Origin of the sequence: Halobacillus trueperi (assembly GCF_003386945.1) — a bacterium.
In the GTDB taxonomy this organism is placed as follows: domain Bacteria; phylum Bacillota; class Bacilli; order Bacillales; family Halobacillaceae; genus Halobacillus; species Halobacillus aidingensis.
Genome location: NZ_QUAE01000006.1, coordinates 74680 through 94846 on the forward strand (window position 1 = coordinate 74680; position 20167 = coordinate 94846).

The 20167-nt window shown below is 43.7% G+C and carries 18 protein-coding genes; 4 read left to right on the top strand and 14 right to left on the bottom strand.

The window, feature by feature from the left end; all coding sequences use genetic code 11:
• Positions 1 to 44: 44 nt before the first annotated feature.
• From DYE48_RS09655 to pepT, 5 genes are all read right to left on the bottom strand, one after another.
• On the bottom strand, positions 45 to 494 hold the full coding sequence (locus DYE48_RS09655; RefSeq protein ID WP_115823420.1) for an OsmC family protein: 450 nt from the start codon (positions 492 to 494) through the stop codon (positions 45 to 47).
• A gap of 17 nt (positions 495 to 511) precedes the next feature.
• Positions 512 to 967, bottom strand: coding sequence for a GNAT family N-acetyltransferase (locus DYE48_RS09660; protein WP_115823421.1), 456 nt, complete (start codon positions 965 to 967; stop codon positions 512 to 514).
• On the bottom strand, positions 964 to 1158 hold the full coding sequence (locus DYE48_RS09665; protein WP_089653614.1) for an SE1561 family protein: 195 nt from the start codon (positions 1156 to 1158) through the stop codon (positions 964 to 966). Before DYE48_RS09665 ends, DYE48_RS09660 begins: the two co-directional genes overlap by 4 nt.
• 108 nt (positions 1159 to 1266) lie before the next feature.
• Complete coding sequence (locus DYE48_RS09670; RefSeq protein WP_089653617.1) at positions 1267 to 2043, bottom strand: TerC family protein; 777 nt, start codon at positions 2041 to 2043, stop codon at positions 1267 to 1269.
• 316 nt (positions 2044 to 2359) lie between these two features.
• The gene (gene pepT / locus DYE48_RS09675; protein WP_115823422.1) at positions 2360 to 3592 is read right to left on the bottom strand and encodes a peptidase T; all 1233 of its coding nucleotides are present in this window, start codon (positions 3590 to 3592) and stop codon (positions 2360 to 2362) included.
• A gap of 140 nt (positions 3593 to 3732) precedes the next feature.
• Between pepT and DYE48_RS09680 the strand changes: the two genes are divergently transcribed.
• Positions 3733 to 4809 (top strand): AI-2E family transporter, encoded by a 1077-nt coding sequence (locus DYE48_RS09680; RefSeq protein ID WP_115823423.1) that lies wholly within the window; start codon positions 3733 to 3735, stop codon positions 4807 to 4809.
• A gap of 86 nt (positions 4810 to 4895) precedes the next feature.
• Positions 4896 to 6080 (top strand): MFS transporter, encoded by a 1185-nt coding sequence (locus DYE48_RS09685; RefSeq protein WP_115823424.1) that lies wholly within the window; start codon positions 4896 to 4898, stop codon positions 6078 to 6080.
• A gap of 647 nt (positions 6081 to 6727) precedes the next feature.
• Here DYE48_RS09685 and DYE48_RS09690 read toward each other — a convergent pair.
• From DYE48_RS09690 to DYE48_RS09705, 4 genes are all read right to left on the bottom strand, one after another.
• Positions 6728 to 7765: a DctP family TRAP transporter solute-binding subunit gene (locus DYE48_RS09690; protein WP_115823425.1), complete on the bottom strand. Its 1038-nt coding sequence runs from the start codon at positions 7763 to 7765 to the stop codon at positions 6728 to 6730.
• A 76-nt stretch (positions 7766 to 7841) separates the two neighbouring features.
• Positions 7842 to 9107, bottom strand: a complete 1266-nt coding sequence (locus tag DYE48_RS09695) for a TRAP transporter large permease (protein ID WP_115823426.1) — start codon at positions 9105 to 9107, stop codon at positions 7842 to 7844.
• A gap of 31 nt (positions 9108 to 9138) precedes the next feature.
• Positions 9139 to 9696, bottom strand: coding sequence for a TRAP transporter small permease (locus tag DYE48_RS09700; protein WP_115823427.1), 558 nt, complete (start codon positions 9694 to 9696; stop codon positions 9139 to 9141).
• Between the two features lie 219 nt (positions 9697 to 9915).
• Positions 9916 to 10761: a GNAT family N-acetyltransferase gene (locus tag DYE48_RS09705; RefSeq protein ID WP_115823553.1), complete on the bottom strand. Its 846-nt coding sequence runs from the start codon at positions 10759 to 10761 to the stop codon at positions 9916 to 9918.
• Positions 10762 to 10888: 127 nt separating this feature from the next.
• Between DYE48_RS09705 and DYE48_RS09710 the strand changes: the two genes are divergently transcribed.
• Positions 10889 to 11071, top strand: a complete 183-nt coding sequence (locus DYE48_RS09710) for an SE1832 family protein (RefSeq protein ID WP_089653638.1) — start codon at positions 10889 to 10891, stop codon at positions 11069 to 11071.
• Between the two features lie 39 nt (positions 11072 to 11110).
• On the opposite strand, the gene DYE48_RS09715 is transcribed toward DYE48_RS09710, so the two are convergent.
• The gene (locus tag DYE48_RS09715) at positions 11111 to 12967 is read right to left on the bottom strand and encodes a cation:proton antiporter (protein WP_115823428.1); all 1857 of its coding nucleotides are present in this window, start codon (positions 12965 to 12967) and stop codon (positions 11111 to 11113) included.
• Between the two features lie 839 nt (positions 12968 to 13806).
• Between DYE48_RS09715 and brnQ the strand changes: the two genes are divergently transcribed.
• Entirely contained in the window at positions 13807 to 15126 is a 1320-nt protein-coding gene (gene brnQ / locus DYE48_RS09725) for a branched-chain amino acid transport system II carrier protein (protein ID WP_115823430.1), read from the top strand.
• A gap of 38 nt (positions 15127 to 15164) precedes the next feature.
• Here brnQ and DYE48_RS09730 read toward each other — a convergent pair whose 3' ends face one another.
• The 4 genes from DYE48_RS09730 to DYE48_RS09750 all read right to left on the bottom strand — a co-directional run bounded on the left by DYE48_RS09730 (position 15165) and on the right by DYE48_RS09750 (position 20077).
• The gene (locus tag DYE48_RS09730) at positions 15165 to 16016 is read right to left on the bottom strand and encodes a transglutaminase family protein (RefSeq protein ID WP_115823431.1); all 852 of its coding nucleotides are present in this window, start codon (positions 16014 to 16016) and stop codon (positions 15165 to 15167) included.
• Positions 16017 to 16039: 23 nt separating this feature from the next.
• Positions 16040 to 17002, bottom strand: coding sequence for an alpha-E domain-containing protein (locus tag DYE48_RS09735; RefSeq protein WP_115823432.1), 963 nt, complete (start codon positions 17000 to 17002; stop codon positions 16040 to 16042).
• Complete coding sequence (locus DYE48_RS09740) at positions 16995 to 18455, bottom strand: circularly permuted type 2 ATP-grasp protein (protein ID WP_115823433.1); 1461 nt, start codon at positions 18453 to 18455, stop codon at positions 16995 to 16997. The genes DYE48_RS09735 and DYE48_RS09740 overlap by 8 nt, the downstream gene beginning before the upstream one ends.
• Positions 18456 to 19141: 686 nt before the next feature.
• Entirely contained in the window at positions 19142 to 20077 is a 936-nt protein-coding gene (locus DYE48_RS09750; RefSeq protein WP_115823435.1) for an NADP-dependent oxidoreductase, read from the bottom strand.
• Between the last annotated feature and the right edge of the window lie 90 nt (positions 20078 to 20167).

The following is a 20167-nucleotide window of genomic DNA, read 5'->3' on the forward strand; positions in this document are numbered from 1 at the left end:
AGAACTAAAAAGGACGGCTACCTTGTGAGTGCCGTCCTTTTTTGTCATGTAGTAATGCTTGTATCTGCTTCCATTTCAAGTTCAACGTTACCTTGAATGGCTTTTGAAATCATGCAGCTTTTTTCCGCTTTTTCAATGAGACGGTTCAGTTTGGATAAATCTTTTTCATCCGCTTCCGCGTGCAGAACCACCCTAGGTCTGTGGATGATCTTTTGATAGGTAAAGACTCCATCGGTAACATCCACTATTCCTTCTGACTGCATGTCCATTTCTTTCAGAGGTAGTTCTGCCCTTTCAATCATAGCAGCGAGACTGATGATATAGCAGGTGGCCGCCGCTCCAAGGAGCATTTCATCTGGGTTCGTACCCACATCTGGACCATCCATCTCTTTCGGGATCGATATTTTCGTTTTCAATTTTTCTGATTCAATGAAGCCGACCTCATTTCTTCCGCCTGGCCAGTCGGCTTTTAAGTGAAAATGATGCAAAGCCATGATGTCACTCTCCTTCTTTATTTTTCCATAGAAAGGAACTCATAATGTCCCCCATTCGTTGCCTGCATGAACGTGTGCTTCTTTTTGAAGCCTACACGCTCGTAAACAGCAATGGCACGCTTATTGAATGTAGCAACAGAAAGTGTAAAAGCACGCGCTTGATACCTCTCGGTCGCAAAGCAGAGACAAGATTGAACGAAACTTTCCCCTTGACCTTTACCTGCTTCATCCGGGTGCATCCCTAACCCAAGGTCAAAGGCGGGATGATTTTTCAAGTCCACCGTTAGGAAGCCGATCAACTCCCCATCTTTATGGGCACTATACGTATGTGGGCTCCGCTTCTCCGGATTTATGAATAGCTCCAAATCGTCTTCGTCAGCCGTCATGTCATAAAAATCATAGGGGTCAGGATATTTCCAGCCTGCCATTTCTTCTGCTTCCTGTTGGGTGGTGGGTGTCCATTGAATTTTCAAGATTCCTGCTCCCAATCTTTTTTGAAGCGGGACATTTTTACCTGCAGCTGCTCAATCATGTCCAAAACACGATTGAAATCTTCAATATCCACATCTTCTGCATCCATGCTGGACACGACTTGATTAAGCATTTGGATTCTATTTTTTATATAATGAAACTGTTGTGAAGGATGTTGAGCTGCCTTACCCATTTGTAAGCCCTCCTTTATTTTCCCTCTTCTTTTATCTTAACTTGCTCATAAGGAAAGTAAAAGATTTTGCCCATAAGAAAAGCTGTGACGAAGGCCACAGCTCTTTTATTAAGCTTCTTCCACTTCTTTTTTATCGGATAAGAACCATCCAAGTACTGCGATAAGGACAAGGACAGAATAGAAAATGATTTTCCATAAAGCTGAATGAGCGAAGTGTTCATCCAAAATTTGTATATTCGGATGTGCAAGTGTGGATACAACTAATTTCACACCGACCCAGCCGACAATGACAAAAGCAGCTACTTCTAAACCTGGACGGGATTTCAGTAGTTTAACAAAGTAACCAGCTGCAAAACGCATAATGATAATTCCAATCATACCACCAGTGAGAATGACAGCGAATTGTGCACCATCCAAGCTTCCGACTTCCGGTAAATCTGTTTCAGGCAAAGCGACAGCAAGAGCGACAGCAGCCAATATAGAATCCACGGCGAAAGCCAAGTCGGCAAGCTCTACTTTAAGGACAGTAGCCCAAAAGCCTTTACCTCTCTGATTTCCTGCATCTTCTTCCATTTCTTCTTCATAATCATCCCCTTTGGTCCGCCACCGATCAAAGAGGTGTTTTCCTGAAATGAAGAGTAAGTACGCGGCCCCCAATGCTTGAACCTGCCATACGTCTACAAGGAAGGAAATGATGAACAGAGATCCAAATCTAAGTATAAATGCACCAGCTAAACCGTAAAATAACGCCTTTTTCCTTTTTTCTTCCGGCAGGTGTTTGACCATAATCGCTAGTACAAGAGCGTTGTCTGCGGCAAGAATCCCTTCCAAACCGACAAGCACGATCAAAACCCAACCGTATTCAATCAATAATTGAGCATCCAATTCTATTCTCTCCTTTTCCATAAAAAATGGTCCCCACCACTATGGTAAGGACCAAAAGAATAGACCTTTACCACAGTGGGTAAAGGTCTCGCTAACAACTTCCGTTGCCAATAAAGCCGGGGAATGTTTCCCGAAATGACGACTTTATTGTCCCAGCTACTCCCCTTTAGGAATGCTACATCTATCCTTCATCATAGCACGCAACGATGTTTTGTCAACGACTTACCTGCCCACATTATAGAATAATTCTAGTATGAGGACAGGAAGGTTTCCTTATGCAACATTGAACGGACGTTTGAGCTATTCGCGTCTTCTGTTAATTTTCTGCCTTTTCTTCGAATAATCGGGCAATCTCGACAATGACCTGGGTCGCTTTTTCCATACTTTCAAGCGAAATATATTCATACTTCCCGTGAAAATTCTCTCCACCTGTGAACAGGTTCGGAGTTGGCAGTCCCATATAGGAGAGCTGCGACCCGTCTGTCCCTCCTCTAATCGGTTTCACAAGTGGCTCTACTTCTTTATTCAGCATCGCCTCATGAGCGATATCTACAATGTGTTTTACAGGTTCTATTTTATCCCCCATGTTGTAATATTGATCTTCAATGTTTAAATCAACCCGTTGCATACCATGTTTTTCACGGATCGTTTCCGCTATTTGCTTCATCTTCTCTTTTTTCTTTTGAAAAGCATTTTTGTCATGATCCCGAATTAAATAAGTCAATTCGGCTTTCTCTACGTCTCCCTGAATGGAGTGTAGATGGAAAAAGCCTTCATACTCCTCCGTATGTTCAGGAGCTTCTTTTCCGGGTAGCGATTCCTGAAAAGCCACCGCCAACTTGGCCGCATTTACCATTTTGTTCTTGGCTGTGCCCGGGTGCACGCTGTGGCCATGGAAGATCACTTTGGCTGTTGCTGCATTGAAGCTCTCATATTGGAGCTCCCCGAGTGGCCCGCCATCGACCGTATAAGCATAAGACGCCCCAAACCGTTCCACATCAAATTTATGGGGGCCTCTCCCAATCTCTTCATCCGGAGTGAAAGCTACACGAATTTTCCCATGCTTAATCTCCGGGTTTTTGATCAGATGATTTAGCGCGGTCATAATTTCGGTAATTCCCGCTTTGTTATCCGCACCTAGAAGTGTTGAGCCGTCTGTCGTAATCAAAGTCTGCCCTTTATATGTAGGAAGTTCCGGGAACTCTTCCGGCGACAGCACAACATCCTTGTTCAGTTCAATTGTCCCACCGTCATAACCCTCTACCACCTGCGGGTTCACTCCTGCACCAGTAAAGTCTGTCGCTGTATCGATGTGCGCAAGAAAACCGATAACAGGAACTTCTTTATCCGTATTGGCTGGAAGGGTCGCCATCACATAAGCGTGGTCATCGACGGTGACCTCGTCCATTCCAATCTCCTTCAATTCATTTACCAGTTTATCAGCAAGCTCCCACTGTTTTTCGGTGGAAGGTGTTGTTGGACTGTTCTCATCCGATTGAGTATCGATTTTCACGTAAGAAGTAAAACGTTCCAGTAACTCATTCTTCATTCCCGTAATTCCTCCTCCAAAGTCATGCTTCTTTTTTCAGTTTATTCTTACTAAGATTAAAAGTAAATGTATTGCTTCACCGGCAAACTTTGGTATTCTTAACATAGTGTTTAAACTCTTATAAAAAGGTGTGTCCGCTTTTGATACATAAACGTTGGTTCCAAGTCATTGTTACCGCCATTCTCCTCTCCCTGTTGGTTTTATTATTAAACCAAATCAAGTTCTTTTTTGAACCCATCCTGACTTATATCGCAGCCATCGCTGTTCCTCTCATTGGCGGGGGAATTCTTTTTTATATTTCTCGTCCGATGCTGCAGCTGTTAGAAAAGTACCGAGTTCCCCGAATACTGGGGATTCTGATCATTTTCCTTCTCTACATATTCATCGGATTTTTGATCACCCGTTTCATTGCACCGATTGCTCAGGAGCAATTCACAAAGCTTGTGAACAATATTCCTGATATGGCTGAGGTGCTGAGCGAGACCGTTACGTACTGGCAGCAAAATCAGGATATTATTCCAAGTGAATTCAACAGCACCATTGATAATGTAGTCAATAACTTAGAAACATACTTACAAGGAGCACCGACAGTCATTATCAACGTCGTCAGTCAACTGATCGGCTTTGTCTTCGCCCTCGTACTTATCCCTTTTTTCCTTTTCTTCATGTTGAAGGATGGAGATAAGCTTGTACCATTCATTAAGCAGTTTTTAAATAATCGTGCTGCGAAAAGCTTCGAAAAGCTGGCACGTTCTGTGGACTATACGTTGAATGCCTTTATCTTGGGACAAATGACGGTAAGTATTGTGGTTGGTCTTCTGCTTTTAATCGGATACATGATTATTGGCTTGAAGTACGCCCTGACTCTGGCTTTGTTTGCCATGGTCATGAATGTCATTCCATTTGTCGGACCATTTTTAGCTGTCATTCCAGCCTTGCTCGTTGGTCTGTTTCAGGATCCGATCCTCGCTGTCTGGGTGGCCGTTATTACGATCATCGCGCAACAGCTGGAAGGAAACTTTGTCTCCCCGAACGTTATGGGGAAAGCACTCAGTATCCACCCACTGACTATCATCACATTGATTTTAGCAGCTGGAAGTCTCGCAGGATTTTTGGGATTATTGTTTGCCATCCCGACCTATGCCGTACTGAAAGCCATCATCAGTCATTTTTACGAAGAATGGCTTGAGAGAAGAGAAACAACGAATCCAGAATAATATCAGCTGAAGCCCGCTATTTATAGTGGGTTTCATTTTTTGGAAAACAAGACGCACGCCACACGATATGAAAGCGAGGAAAAGAAATGCCACAACCGAAGCTTTGGACATGGCCGTTCATATTTTTGATCTTAGCCAACTTATTCACATTCATGAGCTTTCAAATGCTTCTTCCAAACCTGCCTCCTTATATTGAATCCATTGGAGGCTCGAGTTTACAAGTAGGACTGATTACGACGACGTTTGCCTTTGCCGCAATCATCATCAGACCTTTCATCGGCCACTTGTTAATGACGCGGCCACGTAAAATCCTTGTGTTGTTCGGTGCCATCTCCCTACTCGTCATGACCGCCCTTTACCCGATTACTCAAGTGGTTGTCATTCTTTTGATCATTCGTTTCATCCACGGAATCGCATGGGGATGGTCGACAACGGTTAACGGGACTGCCGCTGTTGATCTCGTTCCTAGAAGACGCGTGGGAGAAGGCATGGGGTATTTCGGCCTTTCCGTAACGGTCGGGATGATTATGGCTCCCAGCCTGGGCATCTACCTTTACCAGAATTATTCCTTCAATCTACTTGTTGGAATTGCTGTGGCCTTAGGTATGATTGCCATTCTGCTCTTCTCCATTACCAGATTTGTAACACCTGAGCAGGTATATAATAACCAAGAAAATCCTCCACGGTTTTCTTTTACTGGTTCACTTATTGAAAAAAGAAGCTGGTATCCGGCACTCGTTACAATTTTGAACACCTTCGGCTACGGCTCTGTCGTTACCTATATCGTCATTTTCGGAAATGAACAAGGGCTTTCCGGTACGTTTTTGTTCTACTTTTTTAATGCTGTATTTGCGACCATAACGAGACCAATCACAGGCCGCTATTTTGATAAAAACGGTCCGTGGAAATTGATTATGATTTGTTCTATTCTTTCTTTTGTCGCCATGTGGGTGCTTGCCCTAGCCAGTTCAAACGTCCACTTAATCATTGCAGGAGCCATATTCGGAATTGGATTTGGATCCATGATGCCCGCTCTTCAAGCATGGGTCATCTCTAAAACGACGACAGAGCGGAGCGGGATTGCTAACGGGATGTATTATTCATCAATCGATCTCGGAATTGGTTCCAGTGCATTCATTCTTGGGTTTATTTATCAGTTCGTCGAAACAGCGACGTTATTCAAACTTTCCAGCTTCCTTTTCCTTCTCGTCCTACTGCTCACGATTTTGGACTACAGAAAACAAACCGAACCATGGGTAGCTCCCGAATAAGATTTTTTAACCGCTGTTTATTGAACAATATGGCAGGATTGTGTAAGACTCAGTTTCGAGACTTTTGTTGAGTGGATGGGGGCTGCAGGGAATGAGTCGCTTTCCGTGGGAGCGCGGTGAGCCTCCTCGGACTGCGTCCTGCGGGGTCTCACCATGCACTTTTTTCCCACAGGAGTCTCCCCATTCCCCTCCGCCCCTTTACCGTGCGAGGCTCTGGAAACCACTCTCGGAATCATTGCTTGTATGCTCAAGAGAAGTAGATAATTTGAAACTCCTCCCATAGGTCATTCCGAGCATGAAAGATTGATTTGGAGCGCTTTATGCCTGATCCTGCGTTGGGGTGGAAGACGCCCCATCTTGGTATAGGGGTTCGTTTCTCACCTACATCGAATGGGGTGGTTGGGAAGCTGCGAGACTCCCGCGGGAATGGATTGACTGGCGAGACCCCGCAGAGCGAAGCTCGAGGAGGCTTGCCGTCATCCCCGCAGGAAAGCGAGTAGCTTCCCAGCCACCCCTGACGCCCAACATGGCAACGAAACCCGAAGACATCTCGAACCTGAGTCTTCAAGAATAGGGAGCTATAGTTGATGAGTATGTAAAAAAAAGAAGTCCAAAGCTCATAGCTTTGGACTTCTTTTTGTCATGAATTATTGACCGGAAGAATCGATTTCTTCTAGTAGCTTATCAAGGATTTGCCCATCTACTGTAGAGACTTCCTCACGGTAGAAGTCACGCACTGGTGCCGCCTTCTCTCTAAATGCGTTACGCTGCTCTTCAGTCAACTCGATGATTTCTGTTGGGTTTTCTGTATCATTTTTAATGACTTCAAGGTATTCTTCGTTCTGTTTCTTCTGTTCTTCGAATACCCATTCCTGCATTTCTTCCACAGTTTCATCGATTGTTGACTGCATGTCTTCATCCAGACCCTCATACCAATCTGTATTCACTGTCGTCATCGCGACGTAGTTGTTGTGGTTTGAAATCGTCATATAATCCTGTACTTCATGGAAAGAAGCGTCTCCGATAAAGAAAATCGGGTTCTCTTGGCCTTCTACTGTTCCTTGATCAAGTCCTGTATAAAGCTCTCCCCAGCTCATAGATTGTGGATCTGCTCCATAAGCCTTATAAGATTCAAGAATCAACGGAGAAGTTTGTGTACGCATTTTCAATCCTTCAAAGTCTCCAGGTTCGGAGATTGCTCGACTGGATGTCCACTGCATCGCACCCTCTGTCCAATAAGATAAAGGTGAGATACTGTGTTCTTCATACAACTCACGTAAATCGGTATTCAAAGCTTCACTATCATTCAAAATTTGTTGTGTAGTTTCTACGCTATCCGGGAAAAGGAAATGAAGGGCGAACAACTGTCCTTCTTTAACCATGTTCCCAGTAAAACCTGGTGACATAACAGCCATTTCAACTGTACCGCTTTGCAGCTGCTCCACCTGGTCCGTTTCGCTTCCAAGGCCACCAAATTCATACACATCAATATTTACGGCGCCATCTGTTTTTTCATTCATACGTTTGGCAAATTCTTCGGCATATTCGTATTGAACCTGCCCGTCAATTTCCTCTGTTACAAATTTCCAATTATATGTTTCTCCGCCATCTCCACTTGCGCTTCCATCACCTTCATCACTTCCGCCACAAGCAGCTAACACCATGCTCAAAACCACTAACGTCATTAAAGCTAAAAGACTCTTTTTCTTAAAGATAAAAATGACCTCCCCTATTTTTTGTATATTAGCTCTCACTCTATCCTTACAAGAGAATGAGTGAAAGTTCTTCAAAGAATATTAACAAAGCAGATATTACAAACATCATCAGGATATACGGCGGTGTCCCTTTAATGACCTGTAAATAGGGTTTATTAAATACCGCACTTGCCGTAAATATATCAACTCCAAATGGTGGAGTGGCTGACCCTAATGCTGCCTGGAATGTAATGACAACTCCTAAGTGAATAGGATCCACTCCTGCGCTCATGGCAGCAGGATAGAAAATTGGAGTCAGAATAAGAATGACGACAATTGGATCGACGAACATACAGCCGATAAAGAAGAAAATCGTCACCATCAACAGGACATAAATGGCGCTTGGATCAGAACCAAGCACGGTCTCCGTAATCATTTGCGGAATCCTGGCAAAGGATATGACCCAAGTAAAGGCTTGTCCTCCTGCCACCAGGACGAAAACGGCCGATGTAACAAGACCCGTAGATTTAGCGATTTTTGGTATGTCCTTGATATGTACAGAGCGGTAGATGATTACTTCAAGAATAAAGGCATAAAGCACGGATACACCAGCTGCTTCAGTTGGACTGAAAAGACCTGTATAGATTCCTCCGATAATTAATACAGGGAATCCTAAAGGCAGAAGCGCTTTCTTTGTCATCTGTAAACGCTCACCCCAGCTCGCCTTATTAGCAAGTGGAATATTGGCTGCCTTTGCATAAATAACACTGTAAATAGCAAAACAGAGGAAGACAAGTACCCCTGGGATGATACCTGCTATGAATAAATCACCCACGGATGTACCGGAAACAAGACCATAAATGATCATTCCGATACTCGGTGGTACAAGTAAAGCCACATCACTAGAGTTAATAATCAAGGCCATGGCAGAGGAATCTTTGTACCCAACCTTCAACAACCTTTGCCGCATGGGCTTACCGATGGCTACAACAGTCGCCTGCGTAGAACCCGATATCGCTCCGAATAATGTACAGGCAGCAGCTGTCGTTACCGCATACCCCCCTCGGATATGTCCGATAAATGAACCTATAAAATCTAATAATCGATTCGATGTTTTTCCAGTGGTCATAATATCAGCTGCAAATATGAAAAGTGGCACAGCTAACAGTACATACGCTTCAATTCCAGTAGAAAATTGCTGCATGAGTATCATGGGATCCAATGTAGGAAAATAAATGAACATGATGACTAATGGGGCAACCATTAGCGGAATCATCATTGGGAAGTTCAAAAAGAGAAGAACCACCATGATTATAAGCATAGTCGCTATCATATCGTTACCCTTTCTGGACTTGGATTTTTTATTACAAGTGTGTTCCTTCTAATTCTTCTGTTGTGTCCTGATCATTGTAATCTTTCGCATCCGTTCCCAAATACACATCCTCCCGGTTACGAATATTGATCCACATGTTTCTTAAGAACTGAATTCCTCCGAGGAAAAAGCCTATGGGAATGAAGATGTACAAATAAAAAGCAGGCATTTGCAGTGCAGAAGTCACCCTGCCCGATTCTCGTACATCCATTACGTATAACCAGGAATAGTAACTAAGAACGAACAAGACGATAGCCGTTACAAATGGAATAAAAATAGCTAATACTTTTCTTGCCTTAAAAGGAGCCAAGTCATAAAATGCCGACATACTGATGTGGCGTCCTTTTCTGGCTGCATAGCTAATTCCCATGAATGTAGCAATGACGACAGCAATTTGACTAACTTCATCAGCAAATGGCAGCGAATAACCGAAGGTCTCCCTTATAATCGCTTTCCCGACTACCATCAATGCAATAATAATGACCGCATAACTTAATATGAATTCTTCGATCTTCAGAATGATTTTGTCTACTACCTTTAATACATTCAACTATGTAATCCTCCTAAATGATTGGTGTGGTAGTTTTTAGGTCAATTACTAAACATAATACCGAAATTGTCCCCTTTCACTCAAATCAGTTTAAACAGAATTTTTCGTTTATTTTATGTATATTTCACATTGTAAGGAACTTGTAATTGTTGGATGCTTATATGTTCCACATAGCTCAACATAGATGCTGAATGCTCCAATTTCACTATTACATTTTCCTTATTCTGTAAAATGATAGACAATTGAATCCCCTATTCTTTCATATCCAATCTTTTTATAAATGGAATTCGATGTAGAATTGGCAAGGTCCGTATAGAGAGAACAAAAAGAGTAGCCACTGTGCAACAGCTTATCTGTCAGATGCCAAACGGCTTGAGAAGCATACCCCTTCCTTTTATACTGATCAGGTGTGAACACAGCATTGATTGTCGCTCCATTCTTCGTTGTTCGAGCCCGACTTGCCATGGAAACGGCTGTTCCATCGACGATCCATAAATGAAGGCGCTGATCCTCAATTAGACTTTCAGCCAGTTCCTTCGCTCGTCCAGCTACATGGTTCTCTCCTGTTTCCTTTCCATACTGTTCCAACCAATTTTCGACAAGGGACTGATAGGAAGCGTCTGCTTCAATTAACTGACCCTTTTGTTTTTGAATCGTCTTCAATTGATTCAACCTGAATATTCCCTGCTCCATCTGCAGCTCTGCTTCCTGCCCGGTATGGCGCGTCCATTCTTTCAAGAAAAATTCCACCGCTTTCCGTTCCCCAAGTACCCCAGGGACATCATGCCCTTCCTTAACCAAGTAATGGACGAATGCACGAATATGAGCAGGCTCCCAATGATTGAGCGAAGGAATGATCCATAAATGCGGAGGCGTTCTCATTGACATGAACACAGGTTTTCCATTGTCCTGGAAGCTGATTAAATGACAAGCTTCTTTCCCTTGGGATTTTTTCAGACGTTCTAAAATCCCAAGAGGCAGGTTGTTTTCCGCTTCCTTATCCAGTAGCAATGGTTCCACTCGTTCGTGAAAGTTGATTGGGTCGTGTTCATAAATTATAGTCATCAATGAGTACCCCTTTTCTTTTTGCTTCAAACCAGTTTTTTGATAAAATTCTGAATAAGATGAATTTTCATTTCCATTATACGTCTCAATGCCAAGTAGAACAACATAAAGAAAGGAAGAATAAACCATGACAAAAAAAGAAATCCAAGATCAAATTGCTTTCTTAAAATCTGATTATATCCGTATTCAAGGAGATTTAGATAAGCTTGAAGCTGCCGGCGGTAACATTCAAAATGCCGAAAAGCAGCTGGCTCGGATGGAGGAAGAATTAAAAGAACTAAACAAGCAGTTAGCTCAGGCAGAGCAATAAAAAAAGACGGAGGAACCTGATTCCCTCCGTCTTTTCATGTTAAGATTTCTTTTGATTTTCTTTTTCTTTTCGCTGCCCTTCAAGTTTCTCCTGGATCTTTTCAAACTCTTTGCTCGGAGGCATTAAAGAAACGATGACATCGCCGTTCTCTGCCTTATACTCCATATCGGGAGTGAAAAACTCCACTTTTCCTGAAGCTCTTTTCGCAAATAAGAGCATGGCGTGTTGATCCATATTCTTCATGTAGTCTTTGAAGGTATACTGTTCTGTGATCGTCGTTTTGCGGAATACGTAGCCATTTTCCACTCTAGCATTCAATTCTTCCCAGGAAGCCCCTTCTTCAAATAGGACTCTCCCTCCGATCGTATGCACAAGATCTTCCAAATCGTCTCCCTCTTTATTGCTTAAACTCAATTGGAATGAGTTGTTTCGACCGAATTCTGGTACGAAGGTCGTACAAACAAGGGCATTGTATGAATCTAATTCTGTAGCGGCAACTAGATACTCATATGGTGTCATATCTAAATAATATTCGGTTTGCTCCGATAAAATTTCTCCATGATAGGATTCAATACCACGGGAACGTGCACGGGACAGTCTCTGCCAGGAAGAGTCCGTAAGAAGAACGGGGATCTTAAGGTCCTCCAATGTCTTGGCAAGACCTGTTGTGAAGGCACTTCCTCCAGCGATGAGTACTCCTGGAGGCCCCTCCATCGATAATCCCAATTTTTTCGCAAGCCAGCCTATAGAAAAGCCATGGGCCACAACAGTTGTAAATACAAGGGCAAAGGTCAATGATATGAGAATCGATGCATCCTCAAATCCTTCCTCCAAAAGGACACTCGCAAAATAACTGGCAACCGTCAGGGCGACAATCCCTCTCGGTGCAATCCAACCGACCAGAAGCTTCTCTGATTTAGATAAATCCGTCCCTATAGTGGATAGAAAAATCGACAACGGTCGGACGATAAACAACATTAAAGCTACAAACCCAATAATCTGTATGTTGAAGATTTCTACCAACGTATCCACCGTCAAGGAAGCGGTCAGCATGACAAAGATGGTAGAGATCAACAATAAAGATATATTTTCTTTAAAGTGTCTCATGTCTGCAATGGACGAGATATGCATATTTGCAAGAGTCATCCCCATCGCTGTTACAGATAATAGACCCGTTTCATGCATGATTTCATCAGCAATCGTAAAACAAGCAATAACAACGGCAAAGACGGCTGGGGATTTAAGGAACTCAGGGATATACCCTGTTTCAAACATCCAGCCGACACCTTTTCCGCAAACCCAGCCAAGAAAGACAGCAAAGGCGGAAGCGGCAAAGAACATCAATAACGCAGAAGGATCATTGTTGGTCAGGAACAGGATAATTTCGAACGCAAATACCGCAAGTAATGCGCCGATCGGATCGACAATGATTCCTTCCCATTTCAAGATTTTAGCCGGGCGTGGTTTTAACTTTGCCTGACGTAATAGAGGCAGGATAACAGTAGGTCCAGTAACAATGAATAAGCCCCCGATTGTAAAAGCGACAGCCCAGGATAAACCCGCCACATAATGAGCCGCTAATGAACCTAATATCCAGCTTAGAAACGCACCGAAAGTAACGATCCTGAACACGGGGCGGCCTAAACCTTTCACTTCCTTCATATCCAGGTTCAAGCTTCCTTCGAAAAGAATGACGGCGACGGCCAAAGATATGATCGGTTTATAAAGTTCTCCGAAGTCCTGCTCAGGGTTCATGAGGCCTAGTACAGGTCCGGCTAAGAGACCGGCGATGGACATGACTACAATGGCAGGCAACCGAAAGCGCCAGGCCACCCATTGCGATCCTACGCCGAGAAACCCCACTAACATCAGTTGTAAGAGTAACGAATCTATCATTGAACAGTCTCCTTCTGTAAGGTGTATGTACGACCCTCGAGTAATATAGACATATTCTATATGCCTCTCCCTCATCTGTAAACTAAATTGTCTGTAAAAAACTTCCCAATAAAGCTCTGGATTGTGGAAGACTCGATTTCGAGACTTTTGTTGAGTGGACGGGGGCTGCGGGGAATGGCTCGCTTTCCGCGGGAGCGCGGTGAGCCTCCTCGGACTTCGTCCTGTGGGGTCTCACCAAGCACTTTTTTCCCGCAGGAGTTCCCCCATTCCCAGAAGCCCTTTGTCCTACTAAGAATCTCGAAACATTCTTCAAATAACAGGGGCATTATGTCTGAAATCCCTACAATGACGAGGTTTAAGTGTGATTTCAGCGAACACGCCAGGTTACTTTGAAATGGATTTCGAGAACCTCATATCGCAAAGGGGCGGAGGGAAACGGTGAGACTCCTGTGGGAAGTGCGTGGTAGATGAGACCCCGCAGAGCGTTAGATCGAGGAGGCTCATCACTCGCCCACGGAAAGCGAACCTTTTCCCGGAGCCTCTAAACTCCCGCAAAAATCTCGAAATCAAGTCTTTCACAATCCTGCCATATTGTTGAATAAACCCTTAATTTGTAAGGGAATCCTACAAAAAATGGCATGGTAATCATAACCTTTTAAATTTTCTAAAAAAATAATTGACAGAAAGGTGTGACATTGATAGTATTACGGCGGTGCGTTAATCTCATTCACTTTTCAATAATGAAAATCATGCAGAAGCCTTGATTATTGCCGCTCATCTTTTGGATAAGAGCGCTTTTTTTACGCAAAATATACAGACATCTATGAGGAGGAGCCAGTATGAAAGCAAGAGACACAATTTTTATTGGATTCACATTGTTCGCTTTGTTTTTCGGTGCTGGAAACTTGATCTATCCTGTTTCCCTCGGTATTGAATCAGGAACATCCTACTTCCCGGCTATATTCGGTTTTGTTATTACTGGTGTAGGGTTACCTATTATTACCGTAGCGGCTATATCGCTTGTACGTAACGGCGCTGTTCAATTAGCTGGACGCGTCCACCCGATGTTCGGATTATTATTCACATCGATGGTCTACCTTGTCATTGGACCTTTCTTTGCCATTCCGAGGGCCGCAAACGTCGCCTTTGAAACAGGCATCGTTCCATTTACGAATGGAAAATCGTTGACATTATTCATTTTTACGGTCTTATTTTTTGTACTCGTTTATTGGCTCAGCCGCAATCCATCTAAACTCGTGGATCGCGTAGGACAAATTTTAACCCCTGCTTTGTTCTTGGCCATCCTTGGTCTTGTCATTGGAAGCTTCTTTCTGCTTGATGGTCCTATTCAACCAGCCGGTGAAAAATATCAGGCACAGCCTTTCTTTACTGGATTCATTGAAGGTTACTTGACCATGGATGCCATTGCTTCTCTTGCTTTCGGTATTATCGTCGTTTCATCCTTCCGCGATCGTGGGGTTACTGATCCTAAAACGTTGACCATTCGAACATTAAAAGCAGGTTTAGTGACTGCCATCGGTCTAGCCACTGTCTATGTAGCCATTGGTTGGATCGGAGCTAGAATGGCAACGGAAGGGTCTTTTGATAATGGAAGTGCCATCCTTGCTGGTGCTGCACAAATCATGTATGGAGATGTAGGAACGCTGTTACTTGGTGTGATTGTAGGACTTGCTTGTTTGACGACATGTATCGGTCTGACCGTCGCATGTGGCCAGTTCTTTTCAAAACGTGTGCCAGGGCTTACTTATAAACATGTCACCATCGTAGTTACTCTGATCAGTTTCGCTATATCCAATATAGGATTGAATCAAATCATCGCTTATTCTGTCCCGGTGCTTGTGTTCGTTTATCCGATCACCATTGTTCTCGTAGCCCTTACATTCATGAGCCCGCTCTTTAACCACTCTCCTTATGTGTATCGAGGAGCCATTTTGTTGACTGCCATCATAGGGGTCTATGACGGACTCGTGGCTTTTGGCGCCGATGTTTCTGCTATCGAGCCATTGATCAGTCAACTTCCTTTATTCGAATTGAATTTAAGCTGGGTCTTCCCTGCCATTATAGGTGGCGTCGTTGGGCTTTTGATTGATTACTTTAAAGGACAGCCCCGTCATAAAGAAAGCTTTCAGAACGGTTAACGTATGAAAATCCCTCTCCATGGTGGAGAGGGATTTTTTTATTGATCCAGAAGCGTCACGCTGACTTTCACATCAAGGTTCTGGCCGCCGCCTCGATATACTCCCTGAAGTGGACTGACATCAGCATAATCCCTTCCTGTACCAATTCTGATGTGCTGTTCTAACGCTTCCACATTGTTCGTAGGATCCAAACCAATCCAGCCGATTCCGGGTACCATTACTTCCACCCATGCATGTGTGGCCGCATCACCCACAAGCGCTGAATCTTCTCCGACATACAGGTAACCACTCACATAACGGGCTGGTATCCCCTGTGATCTTAGGACCCCAATCATAACGTGTGCATAATCCTGGCACACCCCGCTCCTTAACGGCCATGATTCGTAGGCCTTGGTATTGACCTGGGTTGTCGTCGTATCGTACCGGATCGATTGATTGATGTACTCCATCAACCTTAAAGAAAAGCGGATTGGATCGCTGGCGTCTCCAACTTCATTGAAAATTTCTTCGATTTGTTCTTTATACAAGAATGTATACGGTGTTTCATTCAAATAAGCCAGGTAATGGCGACGGAAAAGTTCCGAGTGAAAGATTGTACGCATTTCATCCGAACATTCGATCATACGGATGAATGGACTTTTTTGAATGCTGACCGTCGATGTCGTTTTTAACGTTAAATGTTCATGCTTCTCAGGGATGAAAAAAGTCTCCACATGGTTCCCCCATAGGTCGATATGCTCTTTCGTCATCGATCCTGGAGTGATTTCAGTCCGGTAAGCCAGCAGCCTCTGACATTCATCCGTCCTCGGCTTCAGGCGGATATGATTCATGCTCTGATCGACAAAATTATCATAATAAAACGTATTGGTGTGCTCAATTTGGAATTTCACAGCGTATTCCTCCTGGATAGCCTTTACTTGGCGTGTACGGGTTCAATTAAATAATAGGTTTGTGAGAACATGCGACTCAGTGTCATGCATCGATCTTGGAAGTGGTCGAGAAACGACATCAGCTCATTCATATCCATCTCCTCAATATTCGTACTCGTAATTTCTTCCTGAATGAGTTCAAGCATTTGGAAAAGATCCTCAGAATAGTGAGAGATTTTCCCGCCTTCAAGCTTGTCAACCGCTTCGAGGACATGATCCATACAGTATCGGATCGATCTTGGGAACGTCCTCTCTTTAATTAAAAAGCTGAGGACGTGCTTCGATTCCATTGTAGGTGGGTGTTCTTTAATATACGCATCATATCCATTCAGAAACTGCAGAGCTGTCAGCCAATAATAGTAATGATCTGTCGGGATATCGGCTTCTTTTCTGTTCTTTTCACAGGTCACATTCAATATTCTTGCTGTTTTCTCAGCGCGCTCCAACCATTTCCCAACTTTAATAAAAGTATAAGGAGTTCCACGGCTCATACTGGACTCAATGACTCCTTGTGATGTCATCGAAGTTTTAATCACTTGAGCCAGGTAATCCTGGGTATGCTGCCTCGTATTCGGGAGCTCCTGCCAATCTTTCTGGTCCAGATGGAATGCATTTAATACTTCCCAGAGTTCTTCGGGAAGTATATCCCTTGTTGAGCGGGCATTTTCGCGGGCAAAGTTCATACAATTCATAAGAGAATTCATGTTGAATGGACTGATGGTCAAGTATTGAATCAGTGTTTCCCTGTCTAAACGATCGTACAGGTTGTAATAATCTTTCGCGGACGCACAGACTTCCACAATTTCTTCCCAGTCGCGATCCGCTGCCTCCTGATTTTGTGCCTCCAACATATGAATGAGCTGGACACTGAGTACCCTTGCGTTGTTTTCGGCTCGTTCTATGTTTCGGGACATCCAGTAAAGAGAATCTGCTACACGACTAAGCATGTTGATCACCACTTTCTGTCAAGATCCACGTATCTTTTCCTCCCCCACCCTGAGAGGAGTTCACAACAAGGGAGCCTTCTTTAAGAGCTACTCGTGATAACCCTCCAGGAAGTACATTCGTCTTTTCTCCATTCATGACAAACACGCGTAAATCTACATGACATGGATAAAATCTACCTTCCTGATACGCAGGAGCCCTTGATAATTTAATGGTCGGTTGAGCGATATATTGATGAGGTTTTTCTATAATTTTCTTCTTGAACGCCTCACGTTCACTTTCATCCGACTGCGGACCAATCAACATATCATACCCGCCTGATGCACCGACATTTTTCACAACCAGTTCATGAATATGATCCAGCACATAATCCAGACGTTCAGGATCACTAAGGAAGTAGGTTTCAACGTTCGGGATGATCGGATCTTCCCCAAGGTAGAAGCGGATCATATCAGGAACATAAACATACATCGCCTTGTCATCGGCAACGCCATTTCCTATGCCGTTAAGTATCGATACATTTCCTTTTCGATATGCCCTGAGCAACCCGGGCACACCGAGAGCAGAGTCAGGACGGAACGCTTCCGGGTCAAGGAAGTCATCGTCAATTCTTCTATAAATGATATCCACGCGTTTTAACCCTTTGATGGTCTTCATGTAAACAACATCATCTTTGACAATCATATCTCTTCCTTCTACCAGTTCAATTCCCATCTGTTGAGCAAGAAAGACATGGTCATAATAAGCAGAATTATAAATCCCCGGCGTCAATAAAACGGCGGTGGGCGATTTATGAGGATTTGCATTGGCAGGCAGATGGCTGGTTACCGCCTGGTGAAGTTCTGACAACTGATGCTCCAATGTTTCAATAGAATGTTGGAAGAACAATTCAGGGTACACTTGTCTCATGACATACCGATTTTGGAATACATAAGACATTCCTGAAGGATTACGCAAATTATCTTCCAATACCCGGTATTGACCCTTTTCATCTCTAATTAAATCTACTCCTGCAAGGAATATATGGTTCCTTAAAGGGATATCTATGCCACTGACTTGTTTGTTGTAGTAATAAGGATTGTTCTCGATCAACTCTCTCGGAATGACTCCCGCTTCTACAATTTCCTGATCATGATAAATATCTTCTAAAAAATGATTGAGCGCGGTCATCCGCTGCTTCATCCCTTTTTCAATCTCTTCCCAATCTTGTCTCGGAATAATGATCGGAACAAAGTCGAACGGCATCGTTCTCTCTGTACCTCCTGTGTGGTTGTACACGGTGAATGTAATGCCTTGTCTAAGAAAATTAAGTTGAGCTGTTTCATGCTTTTTCATCAAATCGCGTTCTGTAAATTGATTGACTAGTTGATAAAACCATTGGTAGTGTTTCTTCGGCTCACCACCCTGTTTCATCATTTCATCAAAGTAAACACCCGTTTGATAATTAGTTAGCACGACCTCTCCTCCATTCCTACTTACTACAAATCCTTTACCCTTAGTTTACTCCAACCACTCATAAATTGTAAGAAAATTTACACAACAATTGTCGTTTCTTATGAGAGTTATTAAAGTAAATGGCAGTATTCTTGAAGACTTGATTTCAAGATGTTTCGGGATTCGTTACCGTGTTGGGCGTCAGGGGTGGTTGGGAAGCTACTTGCTTTCCTGTGGGGGAGTAGCGAGCTTCCCAACCACCCCATTCGAGAGATTAAAAAAACGAACCCCTATACTTAGAAAAAGCGTCTTCCATTCTCCTTGTCCAGTAGTCCTAAAGCGCGCTGGAACAGCATTTGAATGGGGATACCACAGACTTTTGGATTTCGACAAATCTTGGAAGTTCTGCTATCTGTGGGAGTGGTTTCGAGACACTGATATGGCAAAGGGGCGGAGGGGAATGGCGAGACTCCTGCGGGAAAAAAGTGCTTGGTGAGACCCCGCAGAGCGGAGCTCGAGGAGGCTCACCGCGCCCCCGCGGAAAGCGAGTCATTCCCCTCCGCCCCCAATCCAGGATACAAACATCTCGAAATCAAGTCTTCCATAAACGGGAGCTTAAGTGAAAACTACGTAGAGGTTTTCTGATGAAAGACGGACCAGCTCATCTGTTTTAAGGGATGAGCTGGTCCGGTGGGAAATGGTAGACACTATTTGATGTTGATGACAATTTTACCTTTGGCGTGGTGGGTTTCGCTGACGCTATGGGCTTCTTTTAGACCTTCCTCGCTGAGGTCGAAACGATGTCCGATGACAGAAACTAAATCTCCTTCTTCCATCATGGAAGCGAGTTTTGCCAGTTTCTCTCCGCTCGGCTCAAGCCAGACGAATCCTGCTTTCACTCCATGTTTGGCAGCGAGGTCTTCATCCGGTGGCTGGACAATGGACGGAAGACGCCCACCTTCTTTCAGGACAGAAAAGCTTTTTTCCTGGATTTCTCCACCAAGAGTATCAAGGACGATATCGTAATCACTTAACACCTCTGAGAATTCCTCTTCTTTATAATTGATAAAACGATCGACACCCAGTTTCTCTACCCACTCCTGGTTCTTTCCACTGGCTGTCGCTGCTACATAAGCACCTTTTTGCTTCGCAATTTGAATGGCATAATGGCCGACACCACCTGACCCTGCATGTATGAGCACATGGTCTCCTTCCTGGATATCGCTAAAATCCACTAAACATTGCCATGCAGTAAGTCCTGCCAATGGCACCGCTGCCGCTTCCTCAAAAGAAACGTTCTCAGGAAGATGTGCTAGAAGATGTTCATCCACTGCTGTGTACTCTGCATACGTTCCGAATCGTGTTGTATCCGGACGAGCAAAAACTCGATCTCCTACTTTGAAGTTTTCCACTGCAGAACCAACCTCTGCGACGATTCCTGCAGCATCCCATCCTAAAATGATAGGAAAATCAAAGTCCAGCATTTCTTTTAAGTAACCTTCCCTAAGCTTCCAGTCGATGGGGTTGATCGATGTGGCGTGCAATTCCACGATGACCTGGTTCTCATTTGGAACAGGAAAATCCACGTCTTTTTCTTTTAGTTGATTTCTATCTCCATATTGCTCAATAACAATGGCTTTCATATTATAATCGCTCCTTTTAAGAGGTATGACTTCTATAGTTTTCCCCACAGTTTTCACGTGAAACATGATAAGATGTGGGAGAAAGAAGAT

Coding starts and splice junctions, on each gene's coding strand:
- DYE48_RS09655 (WP_115823420.1), bottom strand. CDS start 494: ATGGCTTTGCATCATTTTCACTTAAAAGCCGACTGGCCAGGCGGAAGA.
- DYE48_RS09665 (WP_089653614.1), bottom strand. CDS start 1,158: ATGGGTAAGGCAGCTCAACATCCTTCACAACAGTTTCATTATATAAAA.
- pepT (WP_115823422.1), bottom strand. CDS start 3,592: ATGAAGAATGAGTTACTGGAACGTTTTACTTCTTACGTGAAAATCGAT.
- DYE48_RS09685 (WP_115823424.1), top strand. CDS start 4,896: ATGCCACAACCGAAGCTTTGGACATGGCCGTTCATATTTTTGATCTTA.
- DYE48_RS09690 (WP_115823425.1), bottom strand. CDS start 7,765: ATGACGTTAGTGGTTTTGAGCATGGTGTTAGCTGCTTGTGGCGGAAGT.
- DYE48_RS09695 (WP_115823426.1), bottom strand. CDS start 9,107: ATGATAGCGACTATGCTTATAATCATGGTGGTTCTTCTCTTTTTGAAC.
- DYE48_RS09705 (WP_115823553.1), bottom strand. CDS start 10,761: ATGACTATAATTTATGAACACGACCCAATCAACTTTCACGAACGAGTG.
- DYE48_RS09710 (WP_089653638.1), top strand. CDS start 10,889: ATGACAAAAAAAGAAATCCAAGATCAAATTGCTTTCTTAAAATCTGAT.
- DYE48_RS09715 (WP_115823428.1), bottom strand. CDS start 12,967: ATGATAGATTCGTTACTCTTACAACTGATGTTAGTGGGGTTTCTCGGC.
- brnQ (WP_115823430.1), top strand. CDS start 13,807: ATGAAAGCAAGAGACACAATTTTTATTGGATTCACATTGTTCGCTTTG.
- DYE48_RS09735 (WP_115823432.1), bottom strand. CDS start 17,002: ATGCTTAGTCGTGTAGCAGATTCTCTTTACTGGATGTCCCGAAACATA.
- DYE48_RS09750 (WP_115823435.1), bottom strand. CDS start 20,077: ATGAAAGCCATTGTTATTGAGCAATATGGAGATAGAAATCAACTAAAA.